Source organism: Lysobacter sp. Root76 (assembly GCF_001428685.1).
Classification (GTDB): Bacteria; Pseudomonadota; Gammaproteobacteria; order Xanthomonadales; family Xanthomonadaceae; genus Lysobacter.
Map to the genome: position 1 here is coordinate 380,150 of NZ_LMIK01000001.1, position 21,308 is coordinate 401,457.

15 protein-coding genes are annotated in these 21,308 nt (G+C 66.0%); 13 read left to right on the forward strand and 2 right to left on the reverse strand.

The annotated features are described in order from the left end of the window. Positions 1-913: 913 nt before the first annotated feature. On the reverse strand, positions 914-3,484 hold the full coding sequence (locus ASE10_RS01555; protein WP_235567530.1) for a TonB-dependent receptor: 2,571 nt from the start codon (positions 3,482-3,484) through the stop codon (positions 914-916). 608 nt (positions 3,485-4,092) lie between these two features. Continuing rightward, a complete protein-coding gene (gene galE / locus ASE10_RS01560; protein WP_056305605.1) occupies positions 4,093-5,190 on the reverse strand; it encodes a UDP-glucose 4-epimerase GalE in 1,098 nt (365 codons plus the stop codon). A gap of 228 nt (positions 5,191-5,418) precedes the next feature. Between galE and ASE10_RS01565 the strand changes: the two genes are divergently transcribed. From ASE10_RS01565 to ASE10_RS01625, 13 genes are all read left to right on the forward strand, one after another. Continuing rightward, a complete protein-coding gene (locus tag ASE10_RS01565) occupies positions 5,419-6,687 on the forward strand; it encodes a nucleotide sugar dehydrogenase (RefSeq protein WP_200945812.1) in 1,269 nt (422 codons plus the stop codon). A gap of 5 nt (positions 6,688-6,692) precedes the next feature. Beyond that, on the forward strand, positions 6,693-7,700 hold the full coding sequence (locus ASE10_RS01570) for an NAD-dependent epimerase (RefSeq protein WP_055899991.1): 1,008 nt from the start codon (positions 6,693-6,695) through the stop codon (positions 7,698-7,700). Positions 7,701-7,893: 193 nt separating this feature from the next. Next, on the forward strand, positions 7,894-8,403 hold the full coding sequence (locus ASE10_RS01575) for an XrtA/PEP-CTERM system exopolysaccharide export protein (protein WP_235565762.1): 510 nt from the start codon (positions 7,894-7,896) through the stop codon (positions 8,401-8,403). Beyond that, on the forward strand, positions 8,400-9,989 hold the full coding sequence (locus ASE10_RS01580) for a hypothetical protein (RefSeq protein ID WP_055899997.1): 1,590 nt from the start codon (positions 8,400-8,402) through the stop codon (positions 9,987-9,989). Before ASE10_RS01575 ends, ASE10_RS01580 begins: the two co-directional genes overlap by 4 nt. Then, the gene (locus ASE10_RS01585; protein WP_055900000.1) at positions 9,986-10,741 is read left to right on the forward strand and encodes a CpsD/CapB family tyrosine-protein kinase; all 756 of its coding nucleotides are present in this window, start codon (positions 9,986-9,988) and stop codon (positions 10,739-10,741) included. The genes ASE10_RS01580 and ASE10_RS01585 overlap by 4 nt, the downstream gene beginning before the upstream one ends. Positions 10,742-10,799: 58 nt before the next feature. Then, positions 10,800-12,074: a hypothetical protein gene (locus tag ASE10_RS01590; RefSeq protein ID WP_157480960.1), complete on the forward strand. Its 1,275-nt coding sequence runs from the start codon at positions 10,800-10,802 to the stop codon at positions 12,072-12,074. A 16-nt stretch (positions 12,075-12,090) separates the two neighbouring features. Further along, a complete protein-coding gene (locus tag ASE10_RS01595; protein ID WP_055900006.1) occupies positions 12,091-13,227 on the forward strand; it encodes a glycosyltransferase family 2 protein in 1,137 nt (378 codons plus the stop codon). Positions 13,228-13,331: 104 nt separating this feature from the next. After that, positions 13,332-14,654 (forward strand): glycosyltransferase, encoded by a 1,323-nt coding sequence (locus ASE10_RS01600; RefSeq protein WP_055900009.1) that lies wholly within the window; start codon positions 13,332-13,334, stop codon positions 14,652-14,654. Next, positions 14,644-15,807, forward strand: coding sequence for a glycosyltransferase (locus tag ASE10_RS01605; protein WP_055900012.1), 1,164 nt, complete (start codon positions 14,644-14,646; stop codon positions 15,805-15,807). The genes ASE10_RS01600 and ASE10_RS01605 overlap by 11 nt, the downstream gene beginning before the upstream one ends. Positions 15,808-15,867: 60 nt before the next feature. Next, positions 15,868-17,196 carry an O-antigen ligase family protein gene (locus ASE10_RS01610; protein WP_055900015.1) on the forward strand — a complete coding sequence of 443 codons (1,329 nt, stop codon included), beginning with the start codon at positions 15,868-15,870 and terminating at the stop codon, positions 17,194-17,196. A gap of 342 nt (positions 17,197-17,538) precedes the next feature. After that, positions 17,539-18,801: a hypothetical protein gene (locus tag ASE10_RS01615; protein WP_157480961.1), complete on the forward strand. Its 1,263-nt coding sequence runs from the start codon at positions 17,539-17,541 to the stop codon at positions 18,799-18,801. Positions 18,802-18,817: 16 nt separating this feature from the next. Continuing rightward, on the forward strand, positions 18,818-20,197 hold the full coding sequence (locus ASE10_RS01620; protein WP_055900021.1) for a phenylacetate--CoA ligase family protein: 1,380 nt from the start codon (positions 18,818-18,820) through the stop codon (positions 20,195-20,197). Beyond that, positions 20,197-20,868, forward strand: coding sequence for a serine acetyltransferase (locus ASE10_RS01625; RefSeq protein ID WP_200945808.1), 672 nt, complete (start codon positions 20,197-20,199; stop codon positions 20,866-20,868). The genes ASE10_RS01620 and ASE10_RS01625 overlap by 1 nt, the downstream gene beginning before the upstream one ends. The last annotated feature ends 440 nt before the right edge of the window (positions 20,869-21,308 follow it).

Below are 21,308 nucleotides of genomic sequence, written 5' to 3' on the forward strand. Positions count from 1 at the left end.
CAGCCGCGACCTGCTAGAGCCAGTGCGGCGACGCGGTCGCGACTTACGTCGCTCCTACCCCAAAGCGGATTTGCCCCGAGGGGTTCGGCTTCCAGATAGGTTTTGTCTTCGGGCGCCGAATCGTCGCCGTCCGCAGGAGCATGTGAGTCGCGATTCCGGCGTTGCCGAAGTGGTGCGATCGCGGCTTACGCCGCTCCCACAATGAGCGTCGTTCTGCCTTGGGGTAGGAGCGGCGTCAGCCGCGACCTGCGAGCGCCAGCGCGGCAGCGCAGTCGCGACTTACGTCGCTCCTACCCCAAAGCGGGNCCGAATCGTCGCCGTCCGCAGGAGCAGGTGAGTCGCGATTCCGGCGTTGTCGAAGTCGTGCGATCGCGGCTTACGCCGCTCCCACAATGAGCGTCGTTCTGCCTTGGGGTAGGAGCGGCGTCAGCCGCGACCTGCGAGCGCCAGCGCGGCAGCGCAGTCGCGACTTACGTCGCTCCTACCCCAAAGCGGGTTCGCCCCGAGGGGGGCGGCTTCCAGATAGGTTTTGCCTTCGGGCGCCGAATCGTCGCCGTCCGCAGGAGCAGGTGAGTCGCGATTCCGGCGTTGTCGAAGTCGTGCGATCGCGGCTTACGCCGCTCCCACAATGAGCGTCGTTCTGCCTTGGGGTAGGAGCGGCGTCAGCCGCGACCTGCGAGCGCCAGCGCGGCAGCGCNGCGTCGTTCTGCCTTGGGGTAGGAGCGGCGTCAGCCGCGACCTGCGAGCGCCAGCGCGGCAGCGCAGTCGCGACTTACGTCGCTCCTACCCCAAAGCGTCGCTCCTACCCCGAAGCGGCGCACCATCCCGAAAACGACGACGCGCGGACCTTGCGGCCCGCGCGTCGTGTCTGATGCCCCAGCCAGCAAGATGCCGGCCGCAGCGTTCTACGGCCTCAGTACGCCACCCGGAAGGTCACGCCGTAGGTACGCGGCGCGCCCAGGAAGGCGTTGAACGAGTTGAAGGCGTTGTTCGGCAACGGCGACACGTTCTGCAGCGGCGCGTCGAAACCGACCTGCGCGTACTCCTCGTCGAACAGGTTCTGACCCCACAGCTCGACCATCCAGCGGCGGTCGCGACGGCCGATGGCGACGCGCGCATTGACCACGGTGAAAGCGCCCTGCTCCTTCTCCGGATCCAGGTCGGAGCCGGTGTTGTAGTCGGACATGTACTTGGCGCCGAGGTTGAAGCGCGCCACCAGGTCGCTGGCGAAGTTCCAGTCGTAGGTGATCGAGGCCGAGCCCGACCAGTACGGCGCGAAGCTGACCTGGCTGCCCGGCAGCTTGTATAGCGCGCCGGCCGGCGCGGTGCCGCCGGGCGCGATGAAGTCGCCGCCGGGACGCTCGTCGCCGTAGCGGGTGTCGGCGTAGGTCAGGCCGGCCTGGACCATCAGTCCCTTCTGCGGCTGCCACAGCACTTCGGTGTCGATGCCCTGGGAGATCACTTCCGGGATCGAGCGCACCACGAAGCTGGTGCCGAGGAAGCTGTTGAGCTGGAAGTCCGAATAGGTCTGGTGGAACAGGGTCGCGTTGAGCAGCAGGTTGCCGTCGGCCCAGGTGGTCTTGGCGCCGAGCTCGAAGCTGTTGACGAACTCGCCCGGGAACGAGGTGTCGTCGACCGGCCGGATGCCCTGCCCCGCGCTGGACAGGCCGTTGGCCGACTGCACGCGGTCGAGGTTGAAACCACCGGCCTTGTAGCCGCGCGCGCCGGAGACGTAGGTCATGACGTGCTCGTTCCAGCGGTACGCCACTTTCAGCGTGCCCGACCATTCTTTCTCGTCGCTCTCCTGATGGGTCGCGCGGCCGTTATGCAGCGGATTGGCCCAGGGCAGGCAGCTGAAGCCGACGATGTTGCTGATGATCGCGGCCTGCTGCGCCGGCGGCAGCGAGGCGAACGGCAATCCGCGCCCGGTCAAGGCCGCGGCGATGCGGCCCTGCGCGGCCGGGCTGACCTGGCCGTTGGGACCGAAGTACGAAGCGCAGCCGGCGCTGCCGTTGGGATTGCTGTAGCGCGAATCCAGTTCCTTGTTCTCCTGGGTGTAGCGCACGCCCATGGTGACGTCGAGCGCATCGGTCGCATGCCAGGTGTTGTTGGTGAAGAAGGCCTTGCTCTTGGCGTTCTGGCGGTACTTGTCGTCGGCGCCGAAGCCGATGAAAGCGGTGCCGAACGGACGCCCGGTGGTCTGCGACAGGAAGGTCGCCGCGGTCGGCGACTGCGCCAGCGCCGGGTTGATCAGGGCCAGCAGCGCGGTCGACAGATAGGGCTCGTAGGCTGCACCGATACGGTAGGTCTCGTTGCGGTTGAGGTCCTCGTCGGAGAAGAACAGGCCGAACATCCAGTCGACCTTGGCGGTCGAACCGGTCAGGCGGAACTCCTGGCTGAAGGTCTTGAACTCGGTCAGCGACTCGTCTTCGTCGGCGTTGCGATACAGCAGGTCGGCGCTGGTGAAGTCGAAATCCAGGCCGTTGATCGAGCGCCACTCGCGCTTGGCGGTGATCGAGGTCAGAGTGGCGTTGTTGAACCAGGGCGTGATCCAGTTGACCTCGGCCGAGACGCCCTTGTCCTTCATGTCCTGCTCGGTGCTGCGGTTGCTGTAGGCCACGCGCGCGAACGGGTCGGCGACCGGAGCCACGCCGGAATCCGGCGACAGCGCATCGATGATCGCACCGGTGGCGCCGCGCTTGGTGGTCACGGCGGCGCAGCAGTTCTCTTCGCGGCTGGTGAAGTCGCCGATCAGGTTGATATCGAGGTTTTCGGTCGGCTCCAGCAGCAACTGCGCGCGCAGGGTGTGGAAGTTCTGGTCGGTGTCTTCCTTGTCCTGGCGCGGGCCGACGCCGGTGCGTACGTCGAGGAAGCCGTCGCGCTTGCGCTGGGCGCCGTAGATGCGGAACGCAGCGTTGTCGCCGATCGGCGTATTGAACGCACCGGCCAGGCCGAGCGCGCCGTAGTTGCCGACGGTGAACTCGCCCTCGACCGACGTGTTGTAGTCGGGGCGGCGGCTGATGACGTTGATCACGCCGGCCGAGGTGTTCTTGCCGAACACCGTGCCCTGCGGCCCCTTGAGCACTTCGATGCGCTCGATCTCACCCAGGTCGCCGAAGCCGACGCCGTTGCGTGGCCGGTACACGCCGTCGATCACCACGCCCACCGACGATTCCAGACCGGCGTTGTCGCCGACCGTGCCGATGCCGCGGATGCGCGCGGTGGTCTGGGCTTCGCTCTGGGTACTGGTGACGGTCAGGCCGGGCACCAGCACCTGCAGATCCTTGACATCGCGTACGCCGGTGTCCTGCAGCAATTGCTGGGGCAAGGCGGTGATCGCGATCGGCACGTCCTGCAGGGCTTCCTCGCGCTTCTGCGCGGTCACGGTCAGACCGGCGAGCGTGGTCGCTTCCTCCTCGTCCTTAGCGGTTGCATCCGGCGACGCCTGCTGCGCGTGCAACGGTGCGGCGGTGATCGCCGCCAACGCTGCCGCCACCGCAAAAGCGAGACGCCCATGCTTCCTTGTTCCCTGGCTAGCCGACTTGCGAGCACTCATCGCGACCTCCCCTGACATTGTTATACCGCCGGCATCTGCCGGCGGAGACCTGGCCCTGCGAATTGACGACCTGCAGACCGCGACGCGAACCGCGCCGGCGCGCCCCCTAGACGCGCCCCCGTGCAAACCACCAGCGTCAACGTGTGCCGACCGGGACGACGGTCAGGATAATTGACGCTGCGCACAAAAAAGATAGCCGAAGCTAGCACGCCCGTCGCGTGCGTCATGCGGCGCAGCAGCAATCGCACGACCGTTCGTCTCGTCGTGACCCGGACGGGCGGCGATTGAGCGCCCTGGTTGCACGCCTCGGCCGTGGAAAGGATCCGGCGTCAAGTGGATGCCGCTGCTATAGAAGAGGTCGCACTGCCCCTGTGTTCGAGAGCGGGGAGCCCCTGACCTTCGGCATCGGTATCAGCCGATCGCCGGCGGCCAACCTCACCGCCGCGACGGGCGGGCCCGTGGCGGTGCGCAGGCCGGCGCCTCGCTGGCCTGAACGTGCACCGGGAATCGGACAGCGCGAGCGCGCCGTCGCATCGTCACTCCGAACGGCCGGAGCCTTCGCTTCTTTGGACGTCCAGTGGCAACGACTTGAGCTTTCCCAGCGGCCGTTGATAGCCATCGGGATTGATCGACTGCCACCGCCATGCGTCGCGGCACATGGCGTGCAGGTCCAGCCGCGTCCGCCATCCGAGCAGACGATGCGCGAGCGACGGATCCGCATAGACCTGGGCGACATCGCCCCGCCGGCGCCCCACGATTTCGTAGGGGATGCTGCAGCCGGATGCCTGTTCGAAGGCATTCACCAACTCCAGCACGCTGATCCCGCGACCGGTGCCCAGGTTGACGGTCAGGTTGCCGTCGCCGCACATGATGTAATCCAGCGCGACCACATGCGCCTGCGCCAGGTCCATGACGTGTATGTAGTCGCGGATTCCGGTGCCGTCGGGGGTCGGGTAGTCGTCGCCGAAGATGCTCAGCTTGCTGCGCCGTCCCGCGGCGACCTGACAGATGTAAGGCATCAGATTGTTGGGAATGCCCGACGGATCTTCGCCGATCAGACCGGATGGATGCGCACCCACGGGGTTGAAGTAGCGCAGATTGGCGGCGCGGAAGGAGGTATCCGCGTGGCACAGATCGTTGATCAGCTGCTCCATCACCAGCTTGGTGCGGCCGTAGGGGTTAGTCACGTCCAGCCGGGCCTGCTCGTCGATCGGAACGCTCTGCGGATCGCCGTAGACGGTAGCCGACGAGCTGAACACCAACCGCGCCACGCCCGCTTCCTGCATCGCCATCAGCAGGTTGATCGTGCCGGAGATATTGTTTTCGAAGTACGCCAATGGCCGGACGAACGATTCGCCGACGGCCTTGAGCGCGGCGAAGTGAATCACGGCATCGAACCGGTGACGCTTGAACAATCGGGTCACGGCCGATTTGCTGCGGAAGTCCAGGCGCTCGCACTCCACCGGTGCGCCCATGATGCGCTGCAGGCGCAACAGGACACGCGGCGAACTGTTGGAGAAATTGTCGGCGATGACGACGCGATGCCCCCGCTCCGCCAGCGCAACGCAGGCATGGCTGCCGATGTAGCCGGCGCCACCGCATACCAGGACGCACCTCGTTTTCTGGCCGGCCATCTGGGTTCGCCACTGCTGCCCCTATTTCCGGAACAACGCGGGATGGAGGTCCGAGCGTCCAGTCTTGCGGCCGCCTGCCCGCGCCGCCCCCTCTCGCCCTCCGCCGGTCGCACCGTGTCCGCGATGGCGCTCGACTGGCGTTAACCACTAGACCGGAGGCCGCACCACGGGCTCGGAAGTCGACCACCAGGGGAGGTCTGCTTGACAAGCTATGCCCCGTTAGCCTCGCTGGACGAGGCCCGTATCGCGGTTCTGGGCTTGGGCTATGTAGGCCTGCCGCTCGCCGTGGCCTTCGGAAAGCGCTTTCCGACCGTCGGATTCGACATCGACGCCGCGCGCGTGGCCGAGCTCAAAGCCCACCGCGACCACACCCGCGAGATCACGGCGGAAGAGCTGCGTGAGGCCGCGCTGCTGTCGTTCAGCAGCGATCCGTCGTCGCTGGCCGGCTGCAACGTGTTCATCGTGACCGTGCCCACGCCTATCGACGAGTACAAGCGCCCCGACCTGCGCCCGCTGGAGTCGGCCAGTCGGACGGTGGGCCGGGCGATCGGCCGCGGCGGCATCGTGATCTACGAGTCGACGGTCTATCCCGGCGCGACGGAGGAGATCTGCGTCCCGATCGTGGAACGCGAATCGAAGCTGGCGTTCAACCAGGACTTCTATGCCGGCTACAGCCCGGAGCGCATCAACCCGGGCGACCCGCAGCACCGCCTGGAAACCATCATGAAGGTCACCTCGGGTTCGACGCCGGAGGCGGCCGCGCTAGTCGACGCTCTGTATGGGCGGATCATCAAGGCGGGTACCCACAAGGCCTCCAGCATCCGCGTGGCCGAAGCGGCGAAGGTCATCGAGAACATCCAGCGCGACGTCAACATCGCCCTGATCAACGAACTGGCCCTGCTCTTCCATCGCCTCGACATCGACACCCACGAGGTGCTCGAAGCCGCCGGCACCAAGTGGAATTTCCTGCCGTTCCGGCCCGGCCTGGTCGGCGGCCACTGCATCGGCGTGGATCCCTATTACCTCACCCACAAGGCGCAGCAGATCGGCTACCACCCGGACATGATCCTGGCCGGACGCCGCATCAACGACGGCATGGGCAGCCATGTGGCGCGCCGGGTGGTGAAGCTGATGCGCCAGCGCAACCAGGACATGACCCAGGCACGGGTGCTGGTTCTGGGCCTGGCCTTCAAGGAGAACTGCCCGGACCTGCGCAACACCAAGGTGGTCGACATCGTTCGCGAACTGCGCTGCTACAACGCCCGGGTCGACGTGCACGATCCCTGGGTCGACGCCGGACACGCACACGAGGAGTACGGCGTGAACCTGGTCGCCGAACCCGAGCCCGGCCGCTACGACGCGATCGTGCTGGCGGTGGCGCATAGGGAGTTCGTCGCCATGGGCGCGGAGCGGATCCGCAGCCTGGGCGTCCCCGGGGCCGTGCTCTTCGACGTCAAGCGCGCCTTGCCGCGCGCCAGCGTCGACGGTTGCCTGTGACGGCCATGCGCATCCTGGTCACGGGCGCGGCAGGCTTCATCGGCGCAAAGCTGAGCGAGGTGCTGCTTGCACGAGGCGACGAAGTCCTGGGCTTCGACGACCTCAACGCGTATTACGACCCGACCCTGAAACAGGCGCGCCTGGCACGCCTGCTGCCGCAGGCGAATTTCCGCTTCGTGCTCGGCTCGCTCGAAGACCGCGCGGCGGTGGACGCCGCCTTCGCCTCATTCGGACCGCAACGGGTCGTGAACCTGGCGGCGCAGGCCGGCGTGCGCTACTCGCTGGAAAACCCCCGCGCTTACGTCGACAGCAATGTCGTCGGATTTCTGAACATCCTGGAAGCCTGTCGCCATCGCACCGTCGAACACCTGGTGTACGCCTCGTCCAGTTCGGTATACGGCGCCAATCGCAAGCTACCGTTCTCGGTCGACGACAACGTCGACCATCCGCTGAGCATGTACGCCGCGACCAAGAAGGCCAACGAGCTGATGGCGCACACCTACAGCCACCTGTTCGGCCTGCCGACGACGGGGCTGCGCTTCTTCACCGTCTACGGCCCCTGGGGACGGCCGGACATGGCGCTGTTCCTCTTCACGCGCAAGATCCTCGCCGGCGAGCCGATCGACATCTTCAATCACGGCCATCACCGCCGCGACTTCACCTACATCGACGACATCGTCGAGGGCATCGTCCGCACGCTGGACCGGATCCCGGCCCCCGACCTGGACGAGCCGTCGGCGGCGCCCTCGCCCGCCAGCTCCAGCGCGCCCTACCGGCTCTACAACATCGGCAACCACCGGCCCGTCGAACTGTTGCGCTACATCGAGGTGCTCGAGGTCTGCCTGGGCCGCAAATCTGAACGACGCCTGCTGCCCATGCAGCCGGGCGACGTGCCCGACACCTGCGCCGACGTCGAGGCGCTGCGCCGGGACGTGGGGTACTCGCCGTCGACTCCGGTGGAAGTCGGGGTCGCGCGGTTCGTCGACTGGTACCGCGATTACTACGGGGCCTGAAGGAACGGGCTCCTGCCACCGCTGGATTTTGGCCGGGCGCAACGGTGCTCGGCGTTGTTCAAGAGGGGTCAATCGGAGAATCGCCATGCGCCTTGCAGCCTCCCTTCGGGCTTTGGGTCTGCCCCTACTGCTAGCCGGTTGCGTCAGTTCGGGGAACCTCACCTCGGGCGCCCCACCGGCCGCCGCCCCGGTCGTGGACGAGTACCAGATCGGCGTCGACGACATCGTCCAGGTTTCGGTGTGGCGAAATCCCGAACTCGGCATCACCGCCCCGGTCCGTCCGGACGGCAAGATCTCGGTTCCGCTGGTCGGCGACGTCATGGCCGGCGGCCGGACACCCGATGCCGTCGCCAAAGAACTGCAGGGCAAGCTCGCGACCTACGTGATCGAGCCGCAGGTGACGGTGATCATCACCGAACTGCGCAGCCACGAATACCTGTCGCGCGTGCGGGTCACCGGCGCGGTGCGTACGCCGGTGTCGATTCCCTACCGCCAGGGCATGACCGTGCTGGATGCGGTCCTTGCGGCCGGCGGCGTCACCGAGTTCGCCGCAGCCGACCGCTCCAGCCTGCACCGCAGGAACGGCGACGGCGCGCAGGCCTACGGCGTCCAGCTCGACAACATCCTCAATGCCGGTGATCTCAGCACCAACTACAAGGTCGCCCCTGGCGACGTGATCACAGTGCCGGAGCGCGTCTTGTGAACAACCCGTATGGGCAACCGCTGTTGCCAGGTCCGTCGGCCGAGCGCCTGCCGGCGCTGACCATGCTGTCGCTCGCCCGCAGGGAATTCCGGCGCTATCTGCTGCCGCTCGCCACCATTTTCGCGGTGATCGCGCTGCTCTTCCTGGCCTGGGGACTGTTCAACCCGTCCACGTACAAGTCGTCGGCGATGGTACTGGTCCAGGACAACACCCCGATCGCACCGCTCATGGAGGGGCGCACCAATGCGCCCAACGAGGTCGCCCGCGCGGTCATTTCGCGCGAAGTGCTGTTCGGGCGTCGCGTCATGGAAGATGTGCTGAAGGCCGGTGGATGGCTGGAAGGGCACCCCAGCCCGCTGCGGAAGCAGGAGCTGATCAATTCCATCATCAACAGCACGGACATCGCGGTCACCGATCGCGCTCAGACGCGCTCGTCGGACCCGAAGCTCAGCCTGGTTAAGATCACCTATTCGGATTCCGACCCGAAGCGCGCCTATGCCGTGACCAAGCGGTTCTCGGAGGCGCTGATCGAGCAGGTGCTGGACTCCAGGGCGCGCGCCAGCCGTTCCGCGTATCAGTTCATCGATGCGCAGGTGGACAATTACCAGCGCGCGTTCTCCGACGCCGACCGGAAGCTGCGCGAATACCGCAGCTCGAACCCGGATGCGATGCCGGGCGTCGATACCGACGTTTCCGCCCGCATCGCCGAGCTGCGCCGGGCGGCCGACAACGCCAGCATGGATCTGGCCGACGTCGGTGCGCAGGAGCGTCAGGTGATGAGCCAGCTCTCGCGCGAAAGCCAGCTCAATACCATCTCGCGTTCCACGCAGACCAATGTCCAGCTCGCAACGCTGCAGGCGGAGCAGGATCGTCTGATGCTGACCTATACGGCCCAGCATCCGGACGTCGTCCGGGTCCGCAATCAGATTCGCGAGCTGCGCAACAATCCGGGGGCGAGATCCAGCGGAATAGCGGTGCTGCCCGGCGAGACCGCGTCGATGAATCCGGTCTACCAGCAGCTGCGCACGCAGCTGGCGGAGGTCCGCCGACAGGGCGCGGCCTCGGCGTCGCGCCTGGCCACGGCGCAGGCGCTGCTTCGCGAGGAACTCCAACGCAGCCGCAAGATCATCAGCGACGAGGGCACCGTCACCGCCTTGACCCGTGTGCATGACGTCAACAAGGAAATGTTCGACGATCTGCTCAAGCGCCGCGAAAACGCGCGCGTTTCGATGAGCCTGGACGCGGACGGCCGCAGCCTGGGCTTCCAGATCCTCGAGCCCGCCTCGATCCCGCTGCAGGCCACGGGCTTGCGCCTGATGCATTTCGCCGTGGCCGGCCTGCTGCTGGCGGTCGTCATCCCGCTGGTGATGCTGTCGATGCTGGTCAAGCACGACCCGCGCGTGCGCTCGCCGCTGCAGATCGAACGCGATGCGGGCCTGCCGGTACTCGCGGTCATCCCGCTGCACCTGACGCACGACCAGACCGAACTGCACGCCAAGCGGATGAAGCTCGGAACGATCCTGTTCGCAGTCGTGCCCCTTATCTACGGTCTCGTGTTCGTCCTGAAAATGGCGGATGTCCTATGAACGATTTCAATCGCCACGCAGCAGATGCCTCGGCCAAGATGACTGATATCAAGCATGGGAACAAAAGCGTCGCGCGCCGCGACGGGGGAACGACCCTGACGCCAGAGCAACTGGTCGAACGCTCGATCATTCCCTTCGCCGACGGTGCCAACCGGCAACTGGTCAACGCCTTCCGGGAACTGCGCACTCGCCTGCTGGCGACCGCGACGGACAACTTCATCACCCTGGTCGCGCCGGTCGGGCCGGGCTGCGGGGGCAGCTTCGTGGCCCGCAATCTCGCGCTCACGATCACCCTCGACCAGGAAAGGAGCGCGCTGCTGATCGACTGCAACCTGCTTCATCCCGTTCAGCATTCCGTGATGAAGGTCAACGACTCACGCGGCAGCCTGATCAACTATCTGGAAGACCCGGATGCGGACGTGGAAGATATGATCTACAGCACCGTCATCCCGCGCCTCAAGCTGATCCCGGCAGGACGGTCGGCCTACAGCGAAATGGAGACCGAGTACTTCTCCTCGTTCCGCATGCGTCTTCTGCTCGATTCGCTGCGCAGCAGTTATTCCGACCGTTACATCGTCCTGGACAGCCCGCCGACGCTCGGCGCGCCCGATGCGCGCATCCTGTCGGACCTGGCGGACGTGGTGGTCCTGGTTGCGGGATACGGCCGCAACACCCCTTCGGAAATCGCCGCAGCCGCCGCCAATTTCGATCCCGCTAAGTTCGCCGGCGTGATTTTCAATGAGAGCGCCTGACCGCCGCTCGGCGTGCCCTCCCCTCCCCCGGACGCGCGCGCGTCGGACAAAGCTGCACGTGGCGATCCTTGCCGCGGCGGCACTGGCAGGCAGCGCCCACGCTGGAAAGCTCGACTACCGCTTCGAGTTGGAAACGCTGCACAGCGACAACATCAACCAGAGCGAAGACAACCAGGCGAAGGAAACGGTCCTGGTCCCCCGCGTCAAGTTCAACTTCAAGGAAGAAGGCGCATCGGTCGAGTTGCAGGCACGCGGCGAACTCGAGCGTCGCCACTATTTCGGCAGCCGGTTCGACGACGAGAGCCGGAGCGAGTTCGCGGGACAGCTCAACTGGTCGCTGCTGCCGCAGCGGCTGAACCTCGTAGCCGAGGACTATCTGAGCGAGGAGCCGATCAATTTCCGCGGCGGACGGTACCCGGGCAACCTGCAACGGGTGAACGTCTTCCTCGGCGGCCCCAGCTTCTTCGCGCGACTTGGCGATGCGACCCGCTTCCAACTGGACCTCAGAGGGGTCCGCACGCATGCAGAAGTGGCGCCCGACTTCGACGGCAAGCGCCGTAGCGCGGCCGCCTCCCTGCAACGCGACCTGAGCCCCACCTCGAAAGCTTCGCTCAACGTGGTATCCACGAAAGCCGAGTTCGACGACGCCACGACGGCCGTCGACTACACGCGAAACGACGGCTTCGTCCGCTATGAAGGCAGGCTGCGCAAGATCCAGTATGAATTGGACCTGGGCCATTCGCGTCTGAACCGCGACGTCGGCCAAGATCCCACGACGACGATCGCCCGGGCGACGGTGCAGTGGGAACCGAATACGCGCAGCCGCGTTCGTTTCCGCGCCCGCCATCAGTTCGCCGACCAGGTCCAGGATCTAGTGGTGCGGCTGCGCGACCCCGATGAAAGCCTGGTTCCGGACCTGGTGGACTCGTCCTCCTCGCTGGTGTCGTCGGGCGTGTACCGGCAGCGCGACGTCGAACTCGACTACCGCTACAGGGGCGAGCGCTTCGGCTTCCGGGTGCGTCCGCTGTACAGGGAGTTGCGCTACATAGACCGCACCGATGCGGACCGCACCGAGCGCGGCGCGTTCTTCCAGGTCGACTATCGGCCGCGCCCCCTGGTCACCGTGTTCCTCACCGGTTCGCTGCGCAACCGCGAGTTCCTGGCCCGAGACGAAGAAGACCGCGATCGCGTGTACAGCCTGGGCATCAGCTATCAGATGACGCAGCACTGGGGCTGGCGCGCAGAAGCGATCCGGAACGAGCGAAAGTCCAATATTCCCGATCCGGAATACACGGAAAACGCCGTGTTCCTGACGCTCTGGTGGCAGCGCTGACGGAGGACCCAGAGCCATGCTCGAAGTTCTGTTCTGGGGTTCGGTCTGCCTGTTGGCTTACGTCTACGCGGGTTATCCGGTCCTGGCGATCGCCCTCGCACGCATCCGCCCGCGCGCGCCGCGCAAGCAAGCCATCACTCCGTCGGTCACCGTGATCATCACGGCGTACAACGAAGAGAAGGACATCGCGCAGAAGGTCCGGAACGTACTGGCCCTGGATTATCCACGGCAGCAGATCGACGTCATCGTCGCTTCGGATGCCTCCAGCGACGGAACCGACCGCGTCGTGCGCGGCCTCGACGCCCGCAATGTACGTCTGCTCCGCATCGAAGGGCGCCAGGGCAAGACGGCCTGCCAGAACGCGGCCGCGGCCGCCGCATCCGGGGACATCCTGCTCTTCACCGACGCCACGACCCGGATCGAAACGCATGCCCTGCGGGCGATAACCCGCAATTTCCACGACCCGTCGGTGGGCTGCGTCGCCGGCCGCCTCAGCTATGTCGCGCAGCAGGACGATGCGACCGGCCAGGGCGGGACGTCCTATTGGAACTACGAAATCATGCTGCGGATGGCGGAAAGCGATCTCGGCTCGCTCATCGGCGTTTCCGGCTGCCTGTACGCGGTCCGTCGCAGCGCCTACCGCGAGATCGCCCCGGAACTGATCAGCGACTTCGTCGTCGCGATGGTGGTCCGCGAGCAGGGTCTGCGTACCGTACTCGAACCCGATGCGATGTGTTACGAACAGACCCTGGACCACCCCGATCGGGAACTGGCCATGCGCGTGCGCGTCGGCATGCGCAGCCTGTCGGCGCTGGCGAGCCAGAAACGCTTTCTCAACCCGTTCAGATTCGGCGCGTTCGCCTGGCAGCTCTGGTCGCACAAGCTGCTCCGCTATTTGTCGCCGGTGTTCTGGATGCTGGCACTGCTGGCCAACCTGGCGCTCGCGTTGCAGGGACGCTACGTATGGCTGTTGGCGCTGCAACTCGCGTTGCTGTTTTCGGGCCTGCTTGGATTCACCACGCTGCGCCTGTCGGGGAAGTCGCGTTTTCTCACGAAGCCATACTACTTCCTGCTGACCAACCTGGCCTCCGCCGTCAGCCTGTTCCGGTTCCTGCGCGGCGAACGCATCGTGACCTGGACTCCCCAGCGCTGAGCGAAAGCGCCCTTCCTGCCGGCCGCCGACCGCCGCGCGGCCACTGGCCGTCGGTGGCGCCACGCAACGTTGTTTTTTACTGAACAGCGGTCGGGCAAACGACAATGCAGTCGCGGGCAATCCATGAGTTCACCAACTCCGAAGGCGCTCCGGCCGCGATGCCGCAGGACACGGCCTGCGCCGAGTTCGCGGCGACTTCGCCCCAGCCATTGCGCCGGGTCGTGTACGTGGTCTCGCAGTTTCCCAGCTGGTCGGAGACATTCATCGTTCGCGAGATCCGTACCCTGATCGAGGTAGGGGTCGACGTACGAATTCTTTCCCTGAAGCGCTCCGAAGAAACCATGGTCCAGGCGGACGCCGCAGCGCTGCTGGATCGCGTTCGCCAGCCGCTGGGTCTGCTGCCGACCTTGTGGAATACCCTGCGCGCCCTGTTCGTACATCCCGTCCGCATCGGCAGCGGCGTCGCCATAGTCGTCGCGGACACTTGGCGCACTCCGGCCGTCATGGCGAAATCGCTGGCGACCCTGGTCCGAAGCCTGAGCCAGATTCCCTGGCTCCAGGCATTCGATCCGCAATTCATACACGCGCATTGGTCGACGTATCCGACCACGGCAGCCTGGGTACTGGCGCGCGCCATGCAACGTCCATTCGGCTTCACCTGCCACGCCCACGATGTGTTCAGGAACCATCAGCTGCTGCCGCGCAAGATCGCCGATGCCGCTCTGGCGGTCACGATTTCGCGCCACAACGTCGGTTGGCTCGATCGCAACATATCCGCGCTGGCGCCGCACAAACTGAAGGTCGTGCATTGCGGCGTCGACCTGCGGCAGATTCCCCTGCGCACGGAAGATCCCTCCGGAAACAGGATACTCGGGGTCGGCCGCCTGTCTCCCGAAAAGGGATTCCACACGCTGATCGAAGCCTTGGCGATTCTGCGCGACAACGGCACGCCCTTCCAATGCACCCTGGTCGGCGAGGGCCCGGCACGCCAGGAACTGCTGGGCCTGATCGATCGCCACGAACTGCGGCAACACGTGGAGTTGGCCGGAGCCCAACCGCAGGAATACGTGCGCACGGCGCTGGAACAGGCCACGGTATTCGCCCTTCCTTGCCAGATCGCCGCCAATGGCAGCCGCGACGGCATCCCGGTGGCCCTGATGGAAGCGATGGCCGCGGGCTGCCCTGTCGTCAGCTGCCCTGTTTCCGGTGTGCCGGAACTGATCGGCAACGACGTGCATGGACTTCTGGCGGCCGAGCGCGACGCCGCATCGCTCGCGCAGGCGCTCCAGCGCTTGCTGGACGACGCTGCGCTGCGCAGGCGGCTGTCGGTCGCGGCACGGCAGCGTATAGAAATAGAGTTCGATGCCCGCAAGGAAGCCGTCAAGCTGCATGGCCTGATGACGGGGGCCATCAACCATGCGGCGTGACCGGCTCCTGGTGGTGATCGACGGCATGGAAGTAGGCGGTAGCCAACGCCAGGTCCAGCATTTGCTCATGGGCCTGGATCGCCAGCGATGGGAGCCCGAGCTGGCGTTCTTCCGTTGCGACTCCTTCCTGGCCGACGCGATCCGGCGCGATGGCGTTCCGGTGCACTACCTGCCGAAGCGCCGCCGGATCGACCTTGCGTTCCTGCGCGCCTACGCGCGCCTGTTGCGGGATCGCGACTACGCCATCGTTCACGCCTTCTCGTTGACCGCCGAATGGTCGACGGTCCTCGCGCGCCTGCTGTCGCGCCGGCGGCCGGCGCTCGTCGCGTCCGAGCGCAGCTTTGCGCTCGACAGACCGGCCTGGTTCTGGTGGCTCAAGCGCCTCATCGTTGGCCAAAGCGCCGCCGTCATAGCGAACTCGAGCGCGGGCGCCCGCGCTACCGCCCGGCGTACCGGCGCGCGCGAGGCGATGTTCGTAACCATCGCCAACGGCGTCGGCATTCCGGCGGCCATCTCCCTCGAGGAACGCGCAGCGCTCCGGCGCTCGCTCGGCGTACCGGAGGGGCGCCAGTTCGGCTTGTTCGTCGGACGGCTGGTATCGGCCAAGAACCTGCCTTGCCTGGTCCGGGCGCTGGCGACGATGCGGCCGAGCGAGCGCCCGTGGATCGCGCTTGCCGGCGATGGGCCGCTGAGGGTCGCCACCGAGGATCTTGCGGCGGACCACCGCGTGGAAGCGGACCTGTGCTTCTTCGGCGAGCGCTCGGATGCGACCGGACTGATGCAGGCCGCCGATTTCCTGGTGTTGCCCTCCCATTTCGAAGGGCTCTCGAACGCGCTGCTGGAAAGCATGGCCGCTGGCTGTCCGGTGATCGCTTCGGCCGTGGGCGGCAATGTCGAGCTGATCGACGATGAGCGCACGGGCCTGCTGTTCCGCCCCGACGATGCCAAGGCGCTGGCTGTCGCGATGTCGCGCATGGCCGACCCGCTACTGCGCTCGCGGCTCGCACAGGCGGCCATGCAACACGTGAGCCAGCACCATAGTCAGCAGGCGCTGGGCGCCGCGACATCGGCCGTCTACGAGCGTTGCCTCCGGCCGGACGCCTCCACCGACAACGGCGTGCTCGTGCGCGCTGCCCGCGGCCAGGCGAAATGAACACTCAATCCGCATCTGCGAAACATGCGACCGGCATCGCCGGCGGGACGAACTGATCCGATGCGCCTGCTCTATGCCATTCCGATCATCCTGCTTCCGAACACGGCGCACCTGCCGCCGGATGTCAGTGTCGGCACTTCGGTCGCCTTGCTCGTGCTCGCGATGCTCGTGGGCGGGCGCGAGCCCGAGTACCTGAAACGTCCGGGTTACCTCATTCCGCCGCTGCTCGCCCTGTTCCTGGCGATGCTGATCGGTTTCATCGCCGCCCATTGGCACGACCTGGCCGATGCGGAGAAAGATCTGCGCGAAGCCAAAGTCGCCGTCCTGTATCCCTTGCTGTACATCGCCTACCGCAAGTGCGGCCTGGACATGAAGCAGACCAGGCAGCTCATCCTGCTGGTGTTGCTGGTCGCCGTGGGAGCGGGCCTGGAAGCCGTCCTGCAGGGGCTGTCGTTCAACCTGGGCGAATTTTCCGAAACCCAACGCGCCACCGGCCCGTTCGGCCAGATCAAGATGGCCAATCGCGCGGGCGTGTTCTTTGCGATGTTCCTGCCGATGCTGTTCGCACCGACCTTGCAGTACCGGCAGCGCCGGTGGGTGCGTTGGGCGGCGTTCGCGGGCAGTGTGATCCTGGCCATGGCCATTCTGCTCACCTACTCGCGCCAGTCCTACCTGATCGGCCTGTTCTCGATCATGATCCTGCTGGTATCGCGCAGCATTCCCGCGGCGATGCTGGCCGCGCTGCTGCTCGTGGCGACCTCGGCGACCTTGCTGCCCGGAAGCGTCGTCGACCGCGTCCAGCAGACCCAGCAGGTCTCCGGCACCGGCTCGGTGACCTTCGACGTCAGCACCACCAGCCGCTTCTCGATCTGGAACGGCACGATCGACATGTTGCGCGACCATCCCGCCGGTGTCGGCCTGGGACGCTTCAGCGAGCATATCGGCGACTACACCACCTACGCCGGCAAGGACGCGCACAACGGTTTCCTGCTGACCTTGGCCGAGTGCGGGCCGCTCGGCCTGCTGGCACTGCTTTGGGTGTTCTGGCGGCTATGGCGGCTGGCGGCTTCGCTGCGCCGTTCCGCCGCGGCGGTAGCGCCATCGCAGGCGCGCACCTTGGAGCTCGGCTTCACGTTCGCGGTCCTGTCGATGGCGCTCGGCAACATGTATGGCAGTCCCTTCTTCGACAGCGTCGTCATGGCCAACTTCTGGATCCTGTGCGGACTGATGGAACGCTACGGCATCCTCAAGGCCTACGCGGGCCAGGAGGCCGCGGCCTCCGACGCGCCCATCCCGGCGCCGATTCCTGCCGGGCAACGCTTCCCGCTCGCGGCGCGGGCGCTGCCGCGCCTTGCCGGAGTTGCGAGGTCCCGGCGTTTGTTGCGTTGATGTTCGAGCGTGGACAGGGGGAACAGCATCAGCATCTGCCGCCGCCATTGCAGCCACACCGGGAGCACGCATCGCCGAACGCCACGACTCGCGCTCGCGGCGTTCGCGTTCGCTTCGCTGGCCGCGTGCGCGGACGAAACCGAACCCGCAACGGAACTGTGTCCATCGGGCCATTCCGGCAAGTCCGATCTTCCGGTAGCGGCCACGGCATCGGCAGGCGGAACGACCTACTACGTTCGCGCCGACGGCGGCGATGCCAGGCAGTGCAACGGCCGCGTCGACGCCGCCTACTCCGGCAGCGGCGCCGCAGATGGCTGCGCCTGGAACAATCCGGCCATCGCCTTGCCCGCCTCCGGCCCTGCGCGCATCGCCGGTGGCGACACCCTGATGATCGGCGCCGGTACTTACGAAATCGGCGACGGCGGGCCTATGCAATCCATACCCAGCGGGCCCAGCCGCGCGAATCCGACACGCCTGTTGGGCAAACCCGGCGCGACTCCGAAACTGGTCGGCATCGCGGGCACGCATCGCGTACTCAATCTGGACGGCAGCTCCAACGTGGAAATCGGCAATCTCGAAGTCACCGACAACAGCGACTGCGTCTACAAGCATCCCGACCCCGCTGCGGCCTGCGCCGGCTCCATGCCCTGGGCCCGCGTTGGGCTGTACGCCCGAGCCTCGAGCAACGTGTGGCTGCACGACCTCGACATCCATGGACTCGCGGCGCGCGGCATCAACGCAGGCGGTCTCCGCGACTGGACGGTCGAGCGCGTCAAGCTCAACCGGAACGGAACCGCGGGCTGGGACGGCAACATCGGCGACGGCGGCTCCAACTCCGGCAGGATCGTCCTGCGCGAGGTCGAAATCGCCTGGAACGGCTGCGGCGAACGCGTGGCCACCGGCGCGCCGTGGGCGTGCTGGGCACAGCAGACCGGGGGCTACGGCGACGGCCTGGGCACCACCGATACCGGCGGGCAGTGGCTGATCCAGGACGCCTTCGTCCACCACAACACCTCCGACGGACTCGACCTGCGCTACATGGACGGGGCCGACGCGACCCGGGTGACCCTGCGTCGCATCCACGCCGTGGCGAACGCGGGCAATCAGGTCAAGGTGAAGGGCAACTCCCTGATCGAGAACTCGGTTCTGGTCGGCAACTGCAGCTACTTCAAGCACAAGTTCTTCATGACGGATCGCGACCTGTGCCGCGCCGACGGCAGCACCCTGCAACTGGTGATGACCGGCCACGACACTGCGATCGTCCGCCACAACACCATCAGCGGCGAAGGCGCGGTGCAGATCGGCCACAGCGAGGGCAACCCGACCGACCGCATCCAGGTCAGAAACAATCTCGTGATCGGATCGCCGTACTACCTGCGGCCCGACAATCTGACCGCGTTCAGCGGCGGCAGGACCTGGGCCATCACCAGCTACGCCGGCAACATCGCCTGGCACGTGCGCGACTGCCCCGGCGACACGGTTTGCGACCAGAACCCCCACCTCGCCAACATGACGCTGGCCGCCTTCGATGCCCAACCGCTCGCCGGCAGCCCCGCAAGCGGCAAAGCCGGCGCGGTGCCTTGCGGCAAGGCGCCGATCCGCTAGCGGGACGGAATCCACTATGGGCCTGACGGACAAGATCTACGCGCATCTCCCGCAACGGGGCCAGGACGTCGCCGCATCGGCGTTCGGCCTCTATCGGCATTGGCTGCGCTCGGGACCGGGATACGGCGATCTGGTCCATGGCTACCGCGATCGCGACTCTTGGCCGCTCGACGGGTTCAACGCCTATCAGGCTGAAAAACTGAAGATCCTGCTCGGCAATGCCGCGGACCACATTCCCTACTATCGACGGACCTGGAGCGATGAGGAAAAAGCCGCGGCACGTGCGGGACGCCTGTCGGAGCTTCCGCTGCTGTCGAAGGATCCGATCCGTAGCGATCCGCAGGATTTCGCCCGCGACGACGTTCGCCCGCTGCTGCGTTACCGCTTCCTCACCAGCGGCTCGACAGGCACGCCGATATCGACGCTATGGACGGCCAGGGAAGCGCGCGACGCCAGGGCGCTGCGCGAAGCGCGATCGGCGAACTGGGCGGGCACGTCCTTCAGCGAGGGCCGCGCGACCTTCTCCGGACGCATCGTCGTTCCCGATGCGAACAGCAGCGGCCCTTTCCATCGCTACAATCGGGTGGAAAACCAGATCTACTTTTCGGCCTTCCATTTGAGCCGCGAGAACGCCGATCAGTACGTGGAAGCGCTGTGGCGTCACGGGACGCATTGGCTGACGGGGTACGCCATGTCGTACTACCTGCTCGCGCGCCACATCCTGGACCGCAACCTCAGCGTTCCTGCCTTGAAAGCCGTGGTGACGACCAGCGAAAAGCTAACGCCGAGCATGCGCTCGGTCATGGAGCGGGCATACGGATGCCGGGTGTTCGAGGAGTACGGCACGGTCGAGAACGCCGTCTTCGCCAGCGAATGCGCGCACCAGCGCCTGCACCTGAGTCCGGATGCGGGCGTCGTCGAGATCCTTCGCCCGGACGGCCGCGCCTGCGATCCGGGCGAGGCGGGAGAAGTGGTGGCCACCGGATTCGTGCGGCAGTACCAGCCCTTCATCAGGTATCGGGTCGGCGACCTCGCCTCGTGGGATCCGCAGCCGTGCGCTTGCGGACGCTCGATGCCGGTACTGAAGGAGGTGGTCGGGCGGATCGAAGATGTGGTGGTCGGACCGGACGGACGCCAGATGGTCCGGTTCCACGGCATCTTTATCGGCCAGGACAACGTCGTCGAAGGGCAGATCATCCAGGAAGCGCTCGACCGCATCCGCGTGAAGGTCGTGCCGGCCGCGGCTTTCGGCCCAACCGATGCCGCCGACATAGAGAGGCGCGTTCGCCAGCGCCTTGGAGAAGTCGCCGTGATCGTCGAAGCCGTCGAATCGATACCACGATCCGCGAACGGAAAATTCAAGGCCGTGGTTTCGCTCATGAAGGCGAGCGACTGATGGGCGACAGCGTGCGGCCATCGGACGATGCTTCGAGGATCGGCGACGCGTCCTCGGAGCGCTCGCAGGCGGGAAGGCCCATGACCTTTGCGCAGTACAGATTCCTGGTGCTTTCCGATCTGTACCGGATCACCGGAAACGCGAAGCGTGCTTCGCTGCTTCGTTACGTCTTCCACGGCGAGTCGTACCGATACAATTTCTGGATGCGCACCTGTGCGTACGCGAAGGGCCGTCCCTTGCTCAGGTACACACTGTATCCATTCGCACGCCTGGTGCTCGGGCATCTGGTCTACAAACTGGGAATCTCCATCCCTGCCGGCACCTCCATCGGCAGCGGGTTCTACATCGGCCACTTCGGCGGCATCGTCGTCAGCCAGAAGGCCACGATCGGCCGGAACTGCAACATCTCCCAGGGCGTGACGATCGGGCGGGCGAACCGCGGCAGGAATCGGGGCTATCCGGTCCTGGGGGACAACATCTACATCGGCCCCGGAGCGGTGATCGCCGGCAGCGTCCGCATCGGCAACAACGTGGCGATCGGCGCCAACTGCGTGGTCACGATGGACATCCCCGACGACTCGGTGGTGGTCGGCGTACCGGGCAGGATCATTTCCCAGGAAGGCTCGGCGGGTTACGTCAACAGGACGGATTACGACGGAAAACTCGGCTAACCGCCGGGCCGCCTTTTCGCCGCCCGAGAGCGGCGACACCACGCCGGCCGCGACCCATACCGGCCCTGCGTCACCTGAGCCGCCCCGCGCGTTTCCTTCCGTCCTCACCGGATGCGCAGAGGTCTGACGAGACCAGATTCAGGCCCTCGTCTCATCTTATATTGCGACGCAATTGTCACAGACGCAGTCAGCCAAGTCGCCTACGGGTGAAGGCATACCTGTCGCTTGGCACGCTCTATTCCGGGTCTATCGGAATGGACGCTTCCGCAACCCCTCCATTACGCGCTTAAGGACTCAGCGGCCGGGCGAGGCTGCGCCACGCCGCAAATACGGCCGCAATTCCCCTGTTCAGCCTTTATGTCTTCGAACCCCAGCTGAATATGACCAGATTTGTCAGGTTGCGCGTCACAAAAGACGCTCTTGGTCGACATGTGACCCGT